This window comes from Candidatus Hydrogenedentota bacterium (assembly GCA_035450225.1).
Lineage (GTDB): Bacteria > Hydrogenedentota > Hydrogenedentia > Hydrogenedentales > SLHB01 > DSVR01.
This window is the reverse complement of the sequence record DAOTMJ010000014.1, coordinates 90,920-105,921: the sequence shown is the minus strand read 5'-3', so window position 1 is coordinate 105,921 and position 15,002 is coordinate 90,920. Positions and strand designations below refer to the sequence as shown.

11 protein-coding genes are annotated in these 15,002 nt (G+C 61.0%); 7 read left to right on the top strand and 4 right to left on the bottom strand.

All coding sequences use genetic code 11. The annotated features are described in order from the left end of the window. Positions 1–887 precede the first annotated feature (887 nt). Both P5540_10075 and queG read left to right on the top strand, forming a co-directional pair. Positions 888–1,610 (top strand): SIS domain-containing protein, encoded by a 723-nt coding sequence (locus P5540_10075; GenBank protein ID HRT65162.1) that lies wholly within the window; start codon positions 888–890, stop codon positions 1,608–1,610. 15 nt (positions 1,611–1,625) lie between these two features. Next, positions 1,626–2,597 carry a tRNA epoxyqueuosine(34) reductase QueG gene (queG, locus tag P5540_10070; GenBank protein HRT65161.1) on the top strand — a complete coding sequence of 324 codons (972 nt, stop codon included), beginning with the start codon at positions 1,626–1,628 and terminating at the stop codon, positions 2,595–2,597. 7 nt (positions 2,598–2,604) lie between these two features. On the opposite strand, the gene P5540_10065 is transcribed toward queG, so the two are convergent. Continuing rightward, positions 2,605–3,996, bottom strand: a complete 1,392-nt coding sequence (locus tag P5540_10065) for a Gfo/Idh/MocA family oxidoreductase (GenBank protein ID HRT65160.1) — start codon at positions 3,994–3,996, stop codon at positions 2,605–2,607. A 168-nt stretch (positions 3,997–4,164) separates the two neighbouring features. Between P5540_10065 and aceE the strand changes: the two genes are divergently transcribed. The 5 genes from aceE (at position 4,165) to P5540_10040 (ending at position 11,800) form a co-directional block, all read left to right on the top strand. Next, on the top strand, positions 4,165–6,861 hold the full coding sequence (gene aceE, locus P5540_10060; protein HRT65159.1) for a pyruvate dehydrogenase (acetyl-transferring), homodimeric type: 2,697 nt from the start codon (positions 4,165–4,167) through the stop codon (positions 6,859–6,861). A gap of 77 nt (positions 6,862–6,938) precedes the next feature. After that, on the top strand, positions 6,939–8,219 hold the full coding sequence (locus P5540_10055) for a 2-oxo acid dehydrogenase subunit E2 (protein HRT65158.1): 1,281 nt from the start codon (positions 6,939–6,941) through the stop codon (positions 8,217–8,219). A 145-nt stretch (positions 8,220–8,364) separates the two neighbouring features. Then, positions 8,365–9,786: a dihydrolipoyl dehydrogenase gene (lpdA, locus tag P5540_10050; GenBank protein ID HRT65157.1), complete on the top strand. Its 1,422-nt coding sequence runs from the start codon at positions 8,365–8,367 to the stop codon at positions 9,784–9,786. Beyond that, complete coding sequence (locus P5540_10045; GenBank protein ID HRT65156.1) at positions 9,783–11,327, top strand: SGNH/GDSL hydrolase family protein; 1,545 nt, start codon at positions 9,783–9,785, stop codon at positions 11,325–11,327. Before lpdA ends, P5540_10045 begins: the two co-directional genes overlap by 4 nt. Positions 11,328–11,374: 47 nt before the next feature. Further along, positions 11,375–11,800, top strand: a complete 426-nt coding sequence (locus tag P5540_10040) for an Hpt domain-containing protein (GenBank protein HRT65155.1) — start codon at positions 11,375–11,377, stop codon at positions 11,798–11,800. Here the strand turns inward: P5540_10040 and queA are convergent. The 3 genes from queA to P5540_10025 form a co-directional block, all read right to left on the bottom strand. Further along, complete coding sequence (gene queA / locus P5540_10035; protein HRT65154.1) at positions 11,790–12,812, bottom strand: tRNA preQ1(34) S-adenosylmethionine ribosyltransferase-isomerase QueA; 1,023 nt, start codon at positions 12,810–12,812, stop codon at positions 11,790–11,792. The two genes, P5540_10040 and queA, sit on opposite strands and share 11 nt — an antisense overlap. Before the next feature lie 98 nt (positions 12,813–12,910). Next, the gene (locus P5540_10030) at positions 12,911–13,957 is read right to left on the bottom strand and encodes a Gfo/Idh/MocA family oxidoreductase (GenBank protein ID HRT65153.1); all 1,047 of its coding nucleotides are present in this window, start codon (positions 13,955–13,957) and stop codon (positions 12,911–12,913) included. A 75-nt stretch (positions 13,958–14,032) separates the two neighbouring features. Then, complete coding sequence (locus tag P5540_10025) at positions 14,033–14,998, bottom strand: endonuclease/exonuclease/phosphatase family protein (GenBank protein ID HRT65152.1); 966 nt, start codon at positions 14,996–14,998, stop codon at positions 14,033–14,035. Between the last annotated feature and the right edge of the window lie 4 nt (positions 14,999–15,002).

The following is a 15,002-nucleotide window of genomic DNA, read 5'->3' as shown; positions in this document are numbered from 1 at the left end:
CGCCGCGAGATCCCAGGACTGGCGTCCTGGGCTATTTTCAAGGCGTCCCTACGGGTCTTCCCCGACAACGCCGCGAGATCCCAGGACTGGCGTCCTGGGCTATTCTCAAGGCGTCCCTACGGGACTTCCCCGACACCGCCGCGAGATCCCAGGACTGGCGTCCTGGGCTATTTTCAAGGCGTCCCTACGGGTCTTCCCCGACAACGCCGCGAGATCCCAGGACTGGCGTCCTGGGCTATTTTCAAGGCGTCCCTACGGGTCTTCCCCGACAACGCCGCGAGATCCCAGGACTGGCGTCCTGGGCTATTCTCAAGGCGTCCCTACGGGACTTCCCCGACACCGCCGCGAGATCCCAGGACTGGCGTCCTGGGCTATTTTCAAGGCGTCCCTCCGGGACTTCGTGTCGAACACCGTCTCATTCGACCAATCTGAAAATGTATAAACTCCCTGGACAGGCTGTCCAGCCTGTTCGCCCACGGACATGTCGTGGCTTTGGAAAAGATAGACTGGACAGTCTGTCCTACGTTTCGCGCCCGAAAGATTCCCCATGCGCGTTTAGGGCAGGTGAATACAGGCAAGAACACGGTACTCTCAAGGAAACTTCTTCGCGGGGAAAAGGAGTTTCTCCGCACCCCCTTCAAGCAAGCGACAACGAGTTGTCATGAGACCTCGGATCTCCCCCGCGGGGAATGAAAATGAGTTCTCTTGAATAATCGCGCAAGCAATTGAAGATGTCATAATTCCTTGTTTCAATTACGATTACGAGCACGATTACAAGCACGAACAGCGTGGCGGCCGGATGTATTTTCGGAATAGCACGAGCAGGAATGGGTGGAGGGGACAGGCCGTGTTATACTGGTTGTCGAACCACGGGAGGATAAATCTGAATGCTTGAGTTTTTCGATGCGGCGCGCCGCATTCTCGAACAGGTTGAAGCGACGCAGGCCGGTGCCATCGGGCAGGCGTCGGATGCGGTCGCGCAAAGCCTCATGGCCGGCGGGGTCTGGCATTTGTTCGGGACGGGCCATTCGCATTTTATCGGCGAGGAAGCCTATTACCGCGCGGGCGGCCTGATCCCCGTCAACGCGATTCTGTTTCCGGCGTTGATGCAGCACGAGGGGCCGGTGACGAGCACGAAACTCGAACGGCTTCCGGGATTGGCCCGCATCGTGCTCGACAAGGAAGACACACGGCCGGGCGACGTGATCACGATTGTGTCCAACAGCGGCAAGAACGCCGTGCCGGTCGAAATGGCCTTGTGCGCCAAGGAAAAGGGACTGGTCACCATCGCCATCACCTCGCTGAACCAATCGCGGGCGGCATCGTATGGCGCGGGGTTGAACAAGAAACTGTTCGAGGTGTGCGACATCGTCATTGACAATTGCGGCAATGCGGGCGATGCGGCCTTGGCGGTCGCGGATCTGCATGTGGCGGCGACGTCGAGCCTGGCGGGCATCGCAATCGTGGAACAGATTGTGTATGGCGTGGCGCGGCGCTTTGCCGAAGCCGGCAGGAAACCGCCGGTGTTCAAGACGGCCAATTTGCCCGGCGGCGACGAATGGAACGCGCGCATGATCGCGCAGTACGGCCAACGCGTACGCTTGAAATAGGCGGGAGGGGCCACCGTGCGCAACGAGGCGGACATGGCGGCGACGCGCATAAAGGCGCGGGCGGCGGAACTGGGTTTCGATGCGTGCGGCATTGCCGAAGCCGGAAATGTGGATCCCGAAGGACGCCTGCGGGACTGGATCGCGCATGGATATCATGCCGGCATGGATTGGCTGGCGCGAACGGCGGACCTTCGCGCGGATGTGCGCCTGAAAATGCCGGAGGCGCGTTCCGTCGTGGTCGTTGCACGAAACTATTACAACAAACGGCCGCGCAACGCCCAAGCAATCGCCCCGCCCCATGCCCAAGCCCTCATCGCGCGTTATGCTTGGAGCCGCGACTACCACCGCGTTCTTCTGAAACCGTTGCGGGCGCTGGCCGAAACAATCCGGACGATGGGTTCCGCCGCGCTTCCCCCTCCCTATATTTGCCTTGACAGCGGGCCGGTGTTGGAAAGGGCCTATGCGGCGCGTGCGGGAATCGGCTGGATCGGCAAGAACGGCATGGTTTTGCGCGAGGATTTGGGTTCGTGGTTTTTCTTGGGCGTGATTGTCACGGCGGTCGAATTGGCGCCCGACCAGCCCGTCCCGAACCGGTGCGGGGCGTGCACGCGCTGCATCGGGGCATGCCCGACGGGCGCGATCGTGGCGCCGGGCGTGGTGGACGCCCGCCGCTGCATCTCCTACCACACCATCGAGAATCGCGGAGCGATACCGGACGATATTCAGAAACGGATGGGCGAAAGGATTTTCGGATGCGACATTTGCCAGGAAGTCTGTCCGTGGAACCGCCGCACGCCCGAAACCACGGAACGGGATTTTCTGCCCCGTCCCGGATTGGCCAATTCAGACCTCGAAGACTGGCTTTCGATGGACGAAGCCGCTTTCGATCGGTTGACGGCCGGAACGCCCCTGCGCCGCGCGAAATATGCCGGTATTCGGCGAAATGCCCGCATCGTGGCCCAAAATCGGGCCACGACACGTGAATGATATTCGATCAGGCTTTTTCCGCCGGATACTTTGAATTTCGATTCGGGCGCGGGTGCTTGTTGACGTAGCGTTCTTTCTGCCAGTCCCAGTAGATGGTCTTGTCCTGCCGGTAGGCCTCGACGCCCATCTTGATGCCGGCCATGGCGCGGTACGACGTTTCGGCGTCGAGATGCACTTCGCCGCGCGTGCGGATGGCCTGCAGCCATACTTCCATGTGGCCGGGACGCGGCTGGCGCGGCACGATGATTTCTTCCTGACCGAATTCCTTCTTGAACCATTCCTTGAACTCGTCTTCGGCGGTGACTTTCATGCCTTCGCCGTCCGGCCGGATCGTGGCCTTGTGCCCGCGGATAATGGTCGGGTTGGCCTGCCGGTTGGCCATGGAGGAAGTCAGCACCACCGTGTAATCGTCGGGATAATCGAGCGTCATCATGAACGTGTCGGGGACTTCGCGGTCGTCGTGTTGAACGAAGATGCCGCCGGCGGCCGTGGCGCGTTCGGGCGCTTTCGCGTCGAGGGCGATGGTCATCGGCGCGAGGACGTGGTAGAGCAAGTCGGTCGCGATGCCGCCGGAATAGTCCCAGAATTTTCGGAACTGGAAAAAGCGGGGCTTGGAAAAGGGGCGTTTCGGCGCGGGGCCCAGCCATTGCTGCCAGTCAATGTATGCCTCGCCGGCGCCGGGTTTGTCGGTCGCGTCGGGGTCGATGTGCCAGTTCCATTCGCCGCCGCGATCGTCGGGTCCGCCGGCCGAATTGCGGCTGTAATCCGCCTGCGCCCACACCACCTTGCCGATGCCGCCCTTCTTGATGAAGGCGCGGGCCTGCCACCACCAGTCGTCGGACGATCCTTGCGCGCCGCACTGGAAGATGCGCCCCGTTTCAAGCACCTTGTCGCGGACGGCGATGGATTCCTCGGTGGTCAGCGTGACGGGTTTCTGGCAATACACGTCCTTGCCGGCTTCCATGGCATGAATCGAGTTGAGCGCGTGCCAGTGATCGGGCGTCGCGATGACCACGGCGTGGATATCGTCGCGCTCCAGCAGTTTCCGGTAATCGGTGTATGCGTCCACGTCGCGCCCGACATTGCTCTTGATCCATTTCTGGCGATAAGTCTGGCGGCGCTTGTACACGTCGCATACCGCGCGGATCTGGATTTTGGCCCCGGCCTTTTCCATGGAACAGAGTTCCTCGACATGGCTGCCGCCCATGCCGCCCACGCCGATCATGCCGATGCCGATGATCTCGTCGTCCTTGAGCAGACGCCCGGTCTTCGGCGCATGCGGGTCCGCCGGGACAATCTTTCGTTTGGACGAAGCCTCCGCCGCTTCCGCGACCATCAACCCCATGCCCGCCAATGCGGCGCCTTGTCCGGCCCGGCGGAAAAAGCCGCGGCGATTCATTTCCCGCTCCTTTGACATGCTGCAATCCTCCCAGGTTGAAAACTCCATCTGCACACGAAATCCCAGTATACTCGACGCAGGTCCATGAAATGAAACACGGAATTTGGTTCCGCGTCGGGTATGTTAGCCTTTTCGGAAAAGGAGAATTCCGCGGACGGGAGGTGTCGAATGAACGATTGGAATGGCGATCAAGCGAGTTTGGATCGGGAAATGCGGGAGTGGATCGAATCGTTCGATGCCGTCGCCGAACAGCAGGGCGCCGCCCGCGCCCGGGCACTCCTGCAAAGGTTGGCGGCCCATGCACGGGAATCGTTGTCTTATGACAACACGGTCCCTAATCCCGCCGCTTCGCCCTATATAAACACGATTCCGCCTTCCGAAGAACCTCCTGTTCCGGGCGATCGCGCGCTTGAACGGCGCATCAAGAACCTGATCCGCTGGAACGCGATGGCGATGGTCGTCCGGGCGAACCGCGAGGAAAACGGCATAGGCGGCCATATCTCGTCCTTTGCCTCGGCGGCGACGCTCTATGAAGTCGGCTTCAATCATTTTTTTCGCGGCAAGGACGGGTCGCAGGGCGGCGATCAGATTTATTTTCAGGGTCATGCCGCTCCGGGCATCTATGCGCGTGCATTCCTTGAAGGCCGGTTGAGCCTTGAACAATTGTCGAACTTCCGGCGCGAGTTGAAACCGGGCGGCGGGCTGTCGTCGTATCCGCACCCATGGCTCATGCCGGATTTCTGGGAATTTCCAACCGTTTCGATGGGATTGGGGCCGATCATGGCGATCTATCAGGCGCGGTTCAACCGATATCTTGAGGATCGCGGCCTGAAAGCGGACACGGGCGGCAAGGTCTGGGCCTTTCTGGGCGACGGAGAGACAGACGAGCCGGAGTCGCTCGGCGCAATCACGCTGGCTTCCCGTGAAAATCTGGATAACCTGATATTCGTCGTCAACTGCAATTTGCAACGGCTCGACGGCCCGGTTCGCGGAAACGGCAAGATCATCCAGGAACTTGAATCGGTTTTTCGCGGCGCGGGGTGGAACGTCATCAAAGTAATCTGGAGCAGCGACTGGGATCCCATATTTGCCCGAGACCGCGAGGGGCTGCTCCTCAAGCGACTGGAAGAAACCGTGGATGGCCAGTTCCAGAAATACAGCGTCGAGAGCGGCGCGTATATCCGCGAACATTTCTTCGGGACCGATCCCCGCCTGCTGGAACTGGTCGCAGACTATTCGGACGAGCAGTTGCGCCGCTTGGCGCGCGGCGGACACGATCCCCGCAAGGTGTATGCGGCCTATCATGCGGCGGTGAATCATCGCGGATCGCCAACGGTCATCCTCGCGAAAACCGTCAAGGGCTACGGGTTGGGCGAGGCCGGCGAAGGCCGCAACATCACGCATCAGCAGAAAAAACTGAACGAGGACGAATTGCGCGATTTCCGGACGCGTTTCAACATTCCGATAGATGACGAAGCGGTTGCCTTCGCGCCGTTTTTCCGTCCGCCGGAGGACAGCCCCGAAATGCGGTATCTGCGCGAACGGCGCGCGGCATTGGGGGGATACCTGCCCAGCCGCCGGCGATCAGGCGAACCCCTGCCCTCGCCCGGAGACGACTTTTTCGACGAGTTTTTCCAGGGAACGAGCGGGCGGCCGGTTTCGACGACGATGGCATTTGTCCGCATGTTGTCGAAACTGCTGCATCATCCCGAACTCGGCAGGCTGATCGTGCCGATTGTGCCCGACGAGGCGCGGACGTTCGGCATGGAGGCGCTGTTCCGGCAGGCGGGCATTTATGCCCATGCCGGCCAACTCTACGAACCGGTGGACGCGGACAACCTGCTGTATTACCGGGAAGCGCGCGACGGGCAGATCCTCGAGGAAGGCATTACGGAAGCGGGTTCGATGTCGTCGTTCATCGCGGCGGGCACGGCCTACGCCACGCATGGCATCAACACGATACCCTTCTTCACCTTTTATTCGATGTTCGGCATGCAGCGGATCGGCGACCTTGTGTGGGCCGCATCGGACATGCGCTGCCGCGGGTTCCTGCTCGGCGCGACATCGGGCCGGACAACGCTCGCGGGCGAAGGCTTGCAGCACCAGGACGGACAGAGCCATGTGCTCGCGATGCCGCCGCCCAACCTCCTCGCGTATGATCCCGCATGGGCGTACGAATTGGCCGTCATCGTGCAGGACGGCATCCGGCGCATGTATCAAATGCGGGAAAATGTGTTTTATTACATTACGATCATGAATGAAAACTATCCCATGCCGGCGATGCCGGAAGGCGTCCGCGAGGGCATTCTCAGGGGGTTGTACAAGTTCAGGGCGTCCTCCCTTCCCGGTGATTCGTCCAAGAAAGGCAAACGCCGCGCACACGTGATCGGCAGCGGGACGATACTGAACGAGGCGCTCAAGGCGCAGGTTATTCTGGAGGAACAGTACGGCGTTTCGGTGGACGTCTGGAGCGCCACCAGTTACAAGGCGCTTCGGCAAGATGCGCTGGAATGCGAACGCTGGAACCTGTTGCATCCGGACGAAACGCCCCGCGTGCCGTACGCGACATCCTGCTTCGACGGCGACCCCGGCGTGTGCGTCGCCGCGACGGATTACATGAAGATCCTGCCGGACAGCGTGGCCAAGTGGATGCCGCGTCCGTTCGTCACGCTCGGCACGGACGGTTTCGGACGCAGCGAATCGCGCGCGGCGTTGCGCGAATTCTTCGAAGTGGACGCGCGCTTCATCGCGCTGGCCGCCTTGACGGCATTGGCGCAACGCGGAGATATCGAAAAAGACGTGGCCGTAAAGGCCGTGCGCGACTTGAAGATTGACGCGGAAAAGGGGAACCCGATGACAATGTAAAGGAGCATTTCCGGTGACGGCAACGCCTTCCCGATGGTATGATTGTACCGGAGCGTGGACTTCAAAAGGAGGCCGATATGTCGGTTGAATTCAAATTGCCGGTATTGGGCGAGAACATCGCGTCGGGCACGGTTTCGAAGATCATGGTCGCCGTCGGCGATGCCGTGGCGATCGATCAACCCGTGATTGAAGTCGAAACCGACAAGGCGGTGCTTGAAATTCCGTCTTCCGTCGCGGGGAAAGTCCTTGAAATTCGCGTGCAGGTGGGCAAGACGGTGGCGGTGGGAGAAGTCGTGTTGGTTATCGAACCGGCCGCATCAGGATCCGCGCCCCAACCGCCCGGTCCGATAAAATCGGCAACAACCGCATCCATTTCCCCTCGAACGGCTTCACCACCGCCCGTAGCGTCTCCGGTATCGGTCGCCTTGGAACCGCCCCACCGGCCGACGGGCACGGTACTGGCCGCTCCATCGGTCCGGCGTTTGGCCGGCGAACTGGGTGTGTCCATCGAGGAGGTCGCCGGATCCGGGGCGCACGGACGCATTACGGCCGAGGATGTGCGCGCCTTTGCTCAGCAGCGCGCCGCCGGGCCGGCGCCCGATGCAACACCGGCGCTCGAGGAGCAACCGGCCCCTGGCACGGACCATGACCGGTGGGGAATTGTCGAACGGCAGCCCATGAACGCAATCCGCCGCAAAACGGCGCTGCACATGACCAATGCCTGGCGGAACATTCCCCATGTGACACACTTCGATCATGCGGATATCACGTCCGTCGAATCGTTTCGCCGGCGTTATGCGCGCCAGGCGGAGGCAAGAGGCGGCAAACTGACGGTCACGGCCATCATCGTGAAGATTCTGGGCGCCGCCCTTCGCAGGTTTCCGCGTTTCAATGCCGGCGTGGACATGGAAAACCAGGAAATCGTGCTGAAGAAATACGTCAACATCGGCGTCGCGGTGGATACCGAAAACGGCCTGCTCGTGCCCGTCGTGCGCGACGCGGATCGCAAGTCGTTGTTGGAATTGTCGGTCGAAATCCCGGTGCTGGCGGAAAAGGCGCGGGCGCGCAGGCTGTCGCTCGACGAAATGGCGGGTGGCACGTTTACGGTAACGAATCTCGGCGGGATCGGCGGTACAAATTTCACGCCGATTATCAACGCGCCCGAAGTGGCCATTTTGGGGATGTCGCGGACGCGGGTTGAACCGGTTTTTGTGAACGGCGCCTTTGCGCCGCGCACCATGCTGCCGCTGGCCTTGTCCTATGATCACCGCGTGATTGACGGCGCGGACGCGGCGCGTTTTCTGCGATGGGTGGCCGAAGCCATCGAGCAACCGCTTGCCTTGATGTTGGAAGAGTAGAATGCCGAGGAGAAAAAGTGGAGAAAGTGGACAGATGGACAGACTGGACAGTCTGTCCCACACTTCTTGCGCCAACATTTTTCGCAGGCTGAAAAGGGTGAAGCGACAAACAACGGAAGTGTGCTTTTTCGGGAGGTCATGAGCCGTGGATAAAGATGGAAAACACACGCAGGTGGCGGTCATCGGGGGCGGACCGGGCGGATACGCGGCGGCGTTCATGGCGGCCGATCTCGGGTTGCGGGTTGCGTTGATTGACCTGGACGAGCATCCGGGCGGAACGTGCCTTTACCGCGGCTGCATTCCGTCGAAAGCGCTGCTGCACTGCGCGAAAGTCATCGGCGATGCGCGGGACGCGGAGCATTACGGCATCCATTTCGGCCCGCCGACAATAGACTTCGACAAGATGCGCGGCAGCGTGGAAGCAATAGTCGGCAAACTGACCTCCGGCCTCGGACAACTGTGCAGGGCGCGGCACATCGAGTTCATTCAGGGACGCGCGAGTTTCCTGGACTCGAACACGCTGAAAATCTACACCGACAGCGGCGCAGAGACGGAACTGCGCTACGATTACGCCATTCTGGCGGCGGGATCGCGTCCGGCCATTCTCGAAAAACTGTTGCTCGACTCGCCCCGCGTGATGAATTCGACCACCGCGCTTCAGATTCGCGACATGCCGAAGACATTGCTTGTCGTGGGCGGAGGATACATCGGGTTGGAACTGGGTTCGGTGTATGCGGCCATGGGCGCCGAGGTGACGGTGGTCGAAATGTCCGGCAGTCTTCTGCCGGGCGCGGATCCGGATTTGGTGCAGCCGCTGGCGGAACGCATGGCCCTTCTCATGCACGAAATTCTTTTGAATGCCAAGGTGGCCCGAATGAAGGAAACGGAAGCGGGAATTGAAGTCGAATTGGAAGGCGAGGGAATCGCCGAAACGACACGCGCTTTCGACAAGGTCCTGATCTGCATCGGGCGCAAGCCGAATTCGAGCGGACTCAATCTGCGCGGCACGCAGGTGGAGGTGGACGAGCGGGGTTTCGTGGTGGTGGATCCGCAGCGGCGGACCGCGGATCCGGCCATTTTCGCCGTGGGCGACATTGTGGGCGGTCCGATGCTGGCGCACAAGGCCTCGCACGAGGGCCGCGTCGCCGCGCAAGCCATCGCGGGCCACAAGGTGGCCTTCGCGCCGCGCGCAATTCCGGCAGTGGTGTTCACCGACCCGGAAGTGGCATGGTGCGGCCTGATGGAAACGGAAGCGGCCCGGCAAGGGCGCAAGGTCAAGGTCGCGAAGTTTCCGTGGGCCGCTTCGGGACGCGCCACCACGCTGAACCTTGGATCGGGGCTTACGAAGATTGTCGCCGATCCGGAAACGGACGTCGTGCTCGGCGTCGGCATCGCGGGTACAGGCGCGGGCGAACTCATCTCGGAAGGCGCGCTCGCCATTGAAATGGGCGCGCTCGCCAGCGACATCCATTTGACGATACATCCGCATCCGACGCTCGGCGAGACCATCATGGAATCGGCCGAAATCATCTTCGGCAGCAGCACGCACGTATACCGGGCGAAATGAAGCGTTTCGGCAAAGCGGTTTTCGGAATAACCGTCATCCTATTATGGGCAATCGCGGCAGCCTTGGGGCTTGAACTCTTGGCCCGATGGGAATACCGAATCATCGAACGCGCCGCCCTGCGGACGCCGGCGCATCCGAATTGGAACCCGCCGCCCGGCGCCGTCGAAACACCGCCCGATGCCAATACCGGCGCTCTGCCGGCCAGTCCGGTCCTGCCCGAAGCGGAGGACCATCCGGGAACGCGTTTTGCCGCGATGAACGAAGACGATCGCATTCTCTACGCGCAATTGCGCGAGGAAACAATCGCCGTATACCGGCCCGACGGACGCGCGGAGTCCACCTATGGCCGCGAGGATACCATGCCGGCCCTCGGTTTCGATCTTCGCGACGTGCGGGACAAGGCGCTGAATGAATTGCTGGTCGAGCCCAATACCCCCGTGCTTCCGGTTCTCGAAAGCGTAATCCGCGATGCGCGCCCCGCCGCCGTCATTGCCCTGATCCCTTTGCAGGGCACAACCCCGCGCGCCGTCGAGGCATCGCTGTATCCCTTGGGAGATCGCGGGCATGAGCGCGCGGTCTGTGTTTTTCGCGACATCACCCACATGCCGCTGGCGGAGCGCACGGCGCGGTCGAAATTCCCGGACGAAGATCCCGTCTGGAAGGTTCCATGGCAGGAATACCGAAAAAATCTTACCGCGGGCGGAGTGCGGTTTACGAACAACGTGGGCTTTCGCGACGACGATGTGACGCTTCCCAAGCCGGCGGACGTCTTTCGGATTGTTTGCATCGGGGGTTCGACGACCTTGGAAGGCGGCAGCATCGAAACGACTTATCCGAATCTGGTGGAACGGGCGTTGCGCGCGCGGTTTCACACGAACGCCATCGAGGTAATCAACTGCGGCGTTGGGGGAATCGGTTCGCTGGGGGAATGCCGCAGAACGCCCGACTATATCCGTCTCGAACCGGACCTCGCCGTCCATTACAACTTCGTAAACGATCTCTGCCACAATTTCTTTCCCCTTTGGGAAGAGCAGGCATCGAAATGGCAACGGATATTGCGGCGTTCGATGTTCATCAACCTTCACGCCAACGACCGGTTGTTGCCGTCATCCCAGCGCATCGAGGAGCAGTACGGACTGCTGACCTTCCGCAATATGCGGCGAATGCGGGATGCGTTTGCCCGCCGCGGAATCGAAACGCTGTTTTGCAGTTTCGCGTTTCCGGATTATCCGAATTTGACGCGGGAAGAGCGGCGCTTTTTCGAAAGCGTTTTGCGCAAGGATTGGCAGGGACGCTATGTGTCCCTGAAAAATTACGTCCGTCTGACGGAGCTGTATAATGAACGCTTGCGCGTTTTCTGCGCGGAAACGGGGTCGCGGTATGTGCCCGTGGCCGAGAACCTCAAGGGCGGCGCGAATTACTTCACGGACATTTGCCACATGACCCCCGCCGGCATTCGCCGAAAGGCGGAAATCATCGCGGACTATTTGGCGGATCATATTGGACATGCACCGGGAAGCATGGTACGATTGAGGCGGTAAGTATCCGTGCGGATTGCGGGCAGACAGCAACACGGATTGACTGGTAAATGGAATCGAACGCAAGTCCATTGGGCAAAAGGGACAACCGCCGGGCGGCCGGGTTGGAAGCCTGCGCCTATCGGGTTTCGTCGTTGCCGCCTTTCAACTGGGAAGCCTTTGTCCGGCGAATGGGCAACAATCGTGAACTCTGCAAGCGTGTGCTGGCGGTTTTCATGCAGGACACCCCCCGCCAACTGGCGCTTCTGAATCAGGCGGCGGCCAATTTCGACATATCCGAGGCGCAGCGTGCGGCCCATTCCATCAAGGGCGCCGCGGCCAGTATCGGGGCCGAAGCCGTTCATAGGGCCGCTTACGACGTCGAGACGGCCGCGCTTAGCGGTAGCATCAAGGAAGTGCGCGAACGGCTGCCCGAACTGGAATGGGCATTCGCGTCGTTTCTGGAGACAATCGCCCGGAACTCGCTCACAGAATGAGCATGGCGTCGCCATAGGAATAGAAACGGAATTTTTCGCGGATGGCCAGCCGGTAGGCCTCGAACGTGCGGTCCTTCCCGGCAAACGCGCAGACGAGCGCCAGCAGACTCGAACGCGGCAAATGGAAGTTGGTTTGCAGCGCATCCACCGCGCGAAACGTGTACGGGGGGTGGATATACAGGCCTGTTTCCCCCGATTCCGCGCAAAACGATCCTCCGCGAAAACATGTTTCGAGCACTCGCGCCGAAGTCGTCCCCACCGCCACGATCCGGCCGCCTTCCGCGCGGACGCGGTTCAGAACGGCCGCCGTCTCTTCGGAAAGAACGTAGTCCTCGCTGTCCACGTTATGCTCTTCGAGGGTGTCCGCCATGATGGGCTTGAAGGTGCCGTACCCGACATGCAGCGTGATGGTTGCGTGCCGGATGCCCAACCGGTCCAGCGCGGCCAGCGTTTCGGGCGTGAAATGCAAGCCGGCGGTCGGCGCGGCCACCGCGCCGGGCGACCGCGCATAGACGGTCTGATAGCGGGTCAGGTCGCTGCTGTCGGGATGCGATCGCAGGATATAGGGCGGCAAGGGAATTTCGCCGATCATTTCGAGCCGTTCCAGGACATCCGAAGCATCGAAATGAACCAGGCGTTGCCCGTCTTGAACGATATCGCCCACCACGGCGTCCAGCGTCCCCGCGATTTGGACGATTGTTCCCGGTTTGACGCGTGCGGAAGGCCGAATCAGCGCGGTCCATACCCCCGGCGATCGCTCGCGCAACAGAAAAATCTCGACCTGTCCCCCGGAGGATTTCCGGCCCCGCAAACGCGCGCGGATGACCCGCGTATCGTTCATGACGAGACAGTCGCCCCTGCGCAAGTAGGCGCCGATATTGCGGAACACATCCAATTGGACGCCGCCGCTTGCGCGGTCCAGCACAAGGAGGCGGGACGCGTCGCGCGGCTCGGCGGGATGCTGCGCAATGCGATCGGGGGGCAATTCATAATCGAGTTCGGTTGTCAACATGGCCAAACGATAACATGGGCCTGCACGACACGCCAAGCGCAATTCGCCCGCATCCTTTTTCGGGTAACGATTGAACCAGTACGCGGCGGTGCGGCCTTCTACAAATCGTCAAGGCGGATCTCGCGGCGTTCGTCGGAAGATCGCCGCAGGGCGAAAGCGAATCGAAGGACATTCTTCGCCTGTTCGCCGGTAAGAAGAGGCGGCTCTTTGCCTTGTAGGGCCGCGATGAAATTTTGCGCGGCGTAATGGAAACCCGATGCCCAGTCGGATTCAATCTCGTGATGACTCCAGCCGTCGCTTGTGCAAACGCTGACGGCGGGACCGTCCACGAGATGTCCCGTGCACCGGCGGATCAGGACGATGCCGCGGCTGCCGGTAATCTCGAACCATTCATCGCACGAATAGTATTTGGACGGCACGGCGAGGTCCATGGCCTGGCAGTAATCACAAATGCCGTAGCGCGCGGCGTTCTTGTACTTCCACATAATGACCGACGGGCAATCCACAATTTTTTCCGTGTAATCTATCCATGCGGTAACACGTTCGATTTCGCCTAGCAGATACCATGCCGTTGCCCACAGATGGTGTCCGTGATCGAAGGTCTGAATTCCTCGGCCCTCCTGAATTTCCTGGAGGCGCCACGCCCATGTGGATGCCGGCACTTCCCAGCCTCCGTTCCATCGCCCGCCGATGAACTTCATACGAATCATCTGCGGCTCGCCGATGACGCCGTCGTCTATCATCGTTTTGGCCAAACGAATGGGCGGATAAAATAGATAATTGTCCGTGACTTTGAACAGCACGCCCGCATCGCGCGCGGCGTTTATCATGCGATCGGCGCTCTCAAGCGAGGTCGTCATCGGTTTTTGCATGGCGATATGCTTTCCGGCCTGCGCGGCGGCGGCGGCCATCGGCTCGTGCAGCGGTTGAGGCGTCAGAATCTCGACGGCGTCAATCGCGGGATCGGCCAGCAAGTCGCGGTAGTCCGCATAGGCGCGTCGAACGCCCCACGCGCATCGCCTGCGTTCCAACGCATCCGAATCGGCGTCGCATATCGCTTCGACGCGCGCATCTTCCAGTCCGGCATAACCGGCGTAATGCAAATCCGCGATGCGGCCGCATCCGATCAACCCTACCCGTATCATGGCCATGGCCTCCCGCTCGGTGTGTCCCATGCGAATTATCGGAACTGGCGATTCATACATCAAGCCTGCGAATCGTCATCGGGGCGGCGGAACGAACAGTTCGGTCAACAGGGGGCGGTGATCGGAACGGATCCCTTTTCCCACCCGGCACTGAACGACCGCGATGTCCGGACTGGCCAGCACGTGATCGATGCCGGTCCGCAACGGGCCGAAAAACGACGGCCATGACCCCAAGATCCCAAAACCCTGCCGCGCGTTTACAAGACGCGCTTCCCGTGTCAACGTCTTGTACAGCGGCGACCACGGCCCGCTGTTCAGATCCCCGGCCACGATAACCGGCCCGGAAATGGACCGGGCAAAATCCGTCAACGCCCGCATCTGTTTCCGATGACTTTTCGCGCGCCCGGGCAGGAACGGGGCGGCGGTATGGACGTTCAACAGCGAAACGGACCGCCCGTTCACTCTGAGTGTGGTCATGACGGCGGGAATTCCCTTGTCCGAAAGGGCTTGGGGTTCATCCGATTCGATGCGCAGGTACTGCCCCAGATCGGGGCCACCGCGCGTATAACGCGGCAGAATGGCTTTGCGCGGATACATGGCTTCGATCGGACGCAATCTTTCCGCCCAGACATCGTCCGCTTCCTGCAACAGCACAACGTCGGGCTGGAATTCGCGCACCAAGGCGATCAGCGATCCGGCATCGCCAAAATGATTGTAAACGTTTGCCTGAAGGATCCGGAGATTGGGCGTCTGCCCTTTCGGCGCGCGATTTTCGGCGGGAAGATAGCATTGCGCCAGCATTGCGGCAATGGCGGCGGCGCAAACCATTCCGAAAAGGGCCCAGCACCGCGCGGAGGCCACGACGCACGCCGCAACGCCGGTCAGCGCCAAGGCCAAGTAGCAGGGGATCCAATAGGCGGCGCCTTCCAGAAACCAGACCCCGGCGCCAAACCACGTGGCCGCCAATCCCGCGGCCACGAAGGCGATCAGGCCCTTGCCAAGAACGGAAGCAAACGTCACCGAACGGCCCGCGGATTCCATGCGC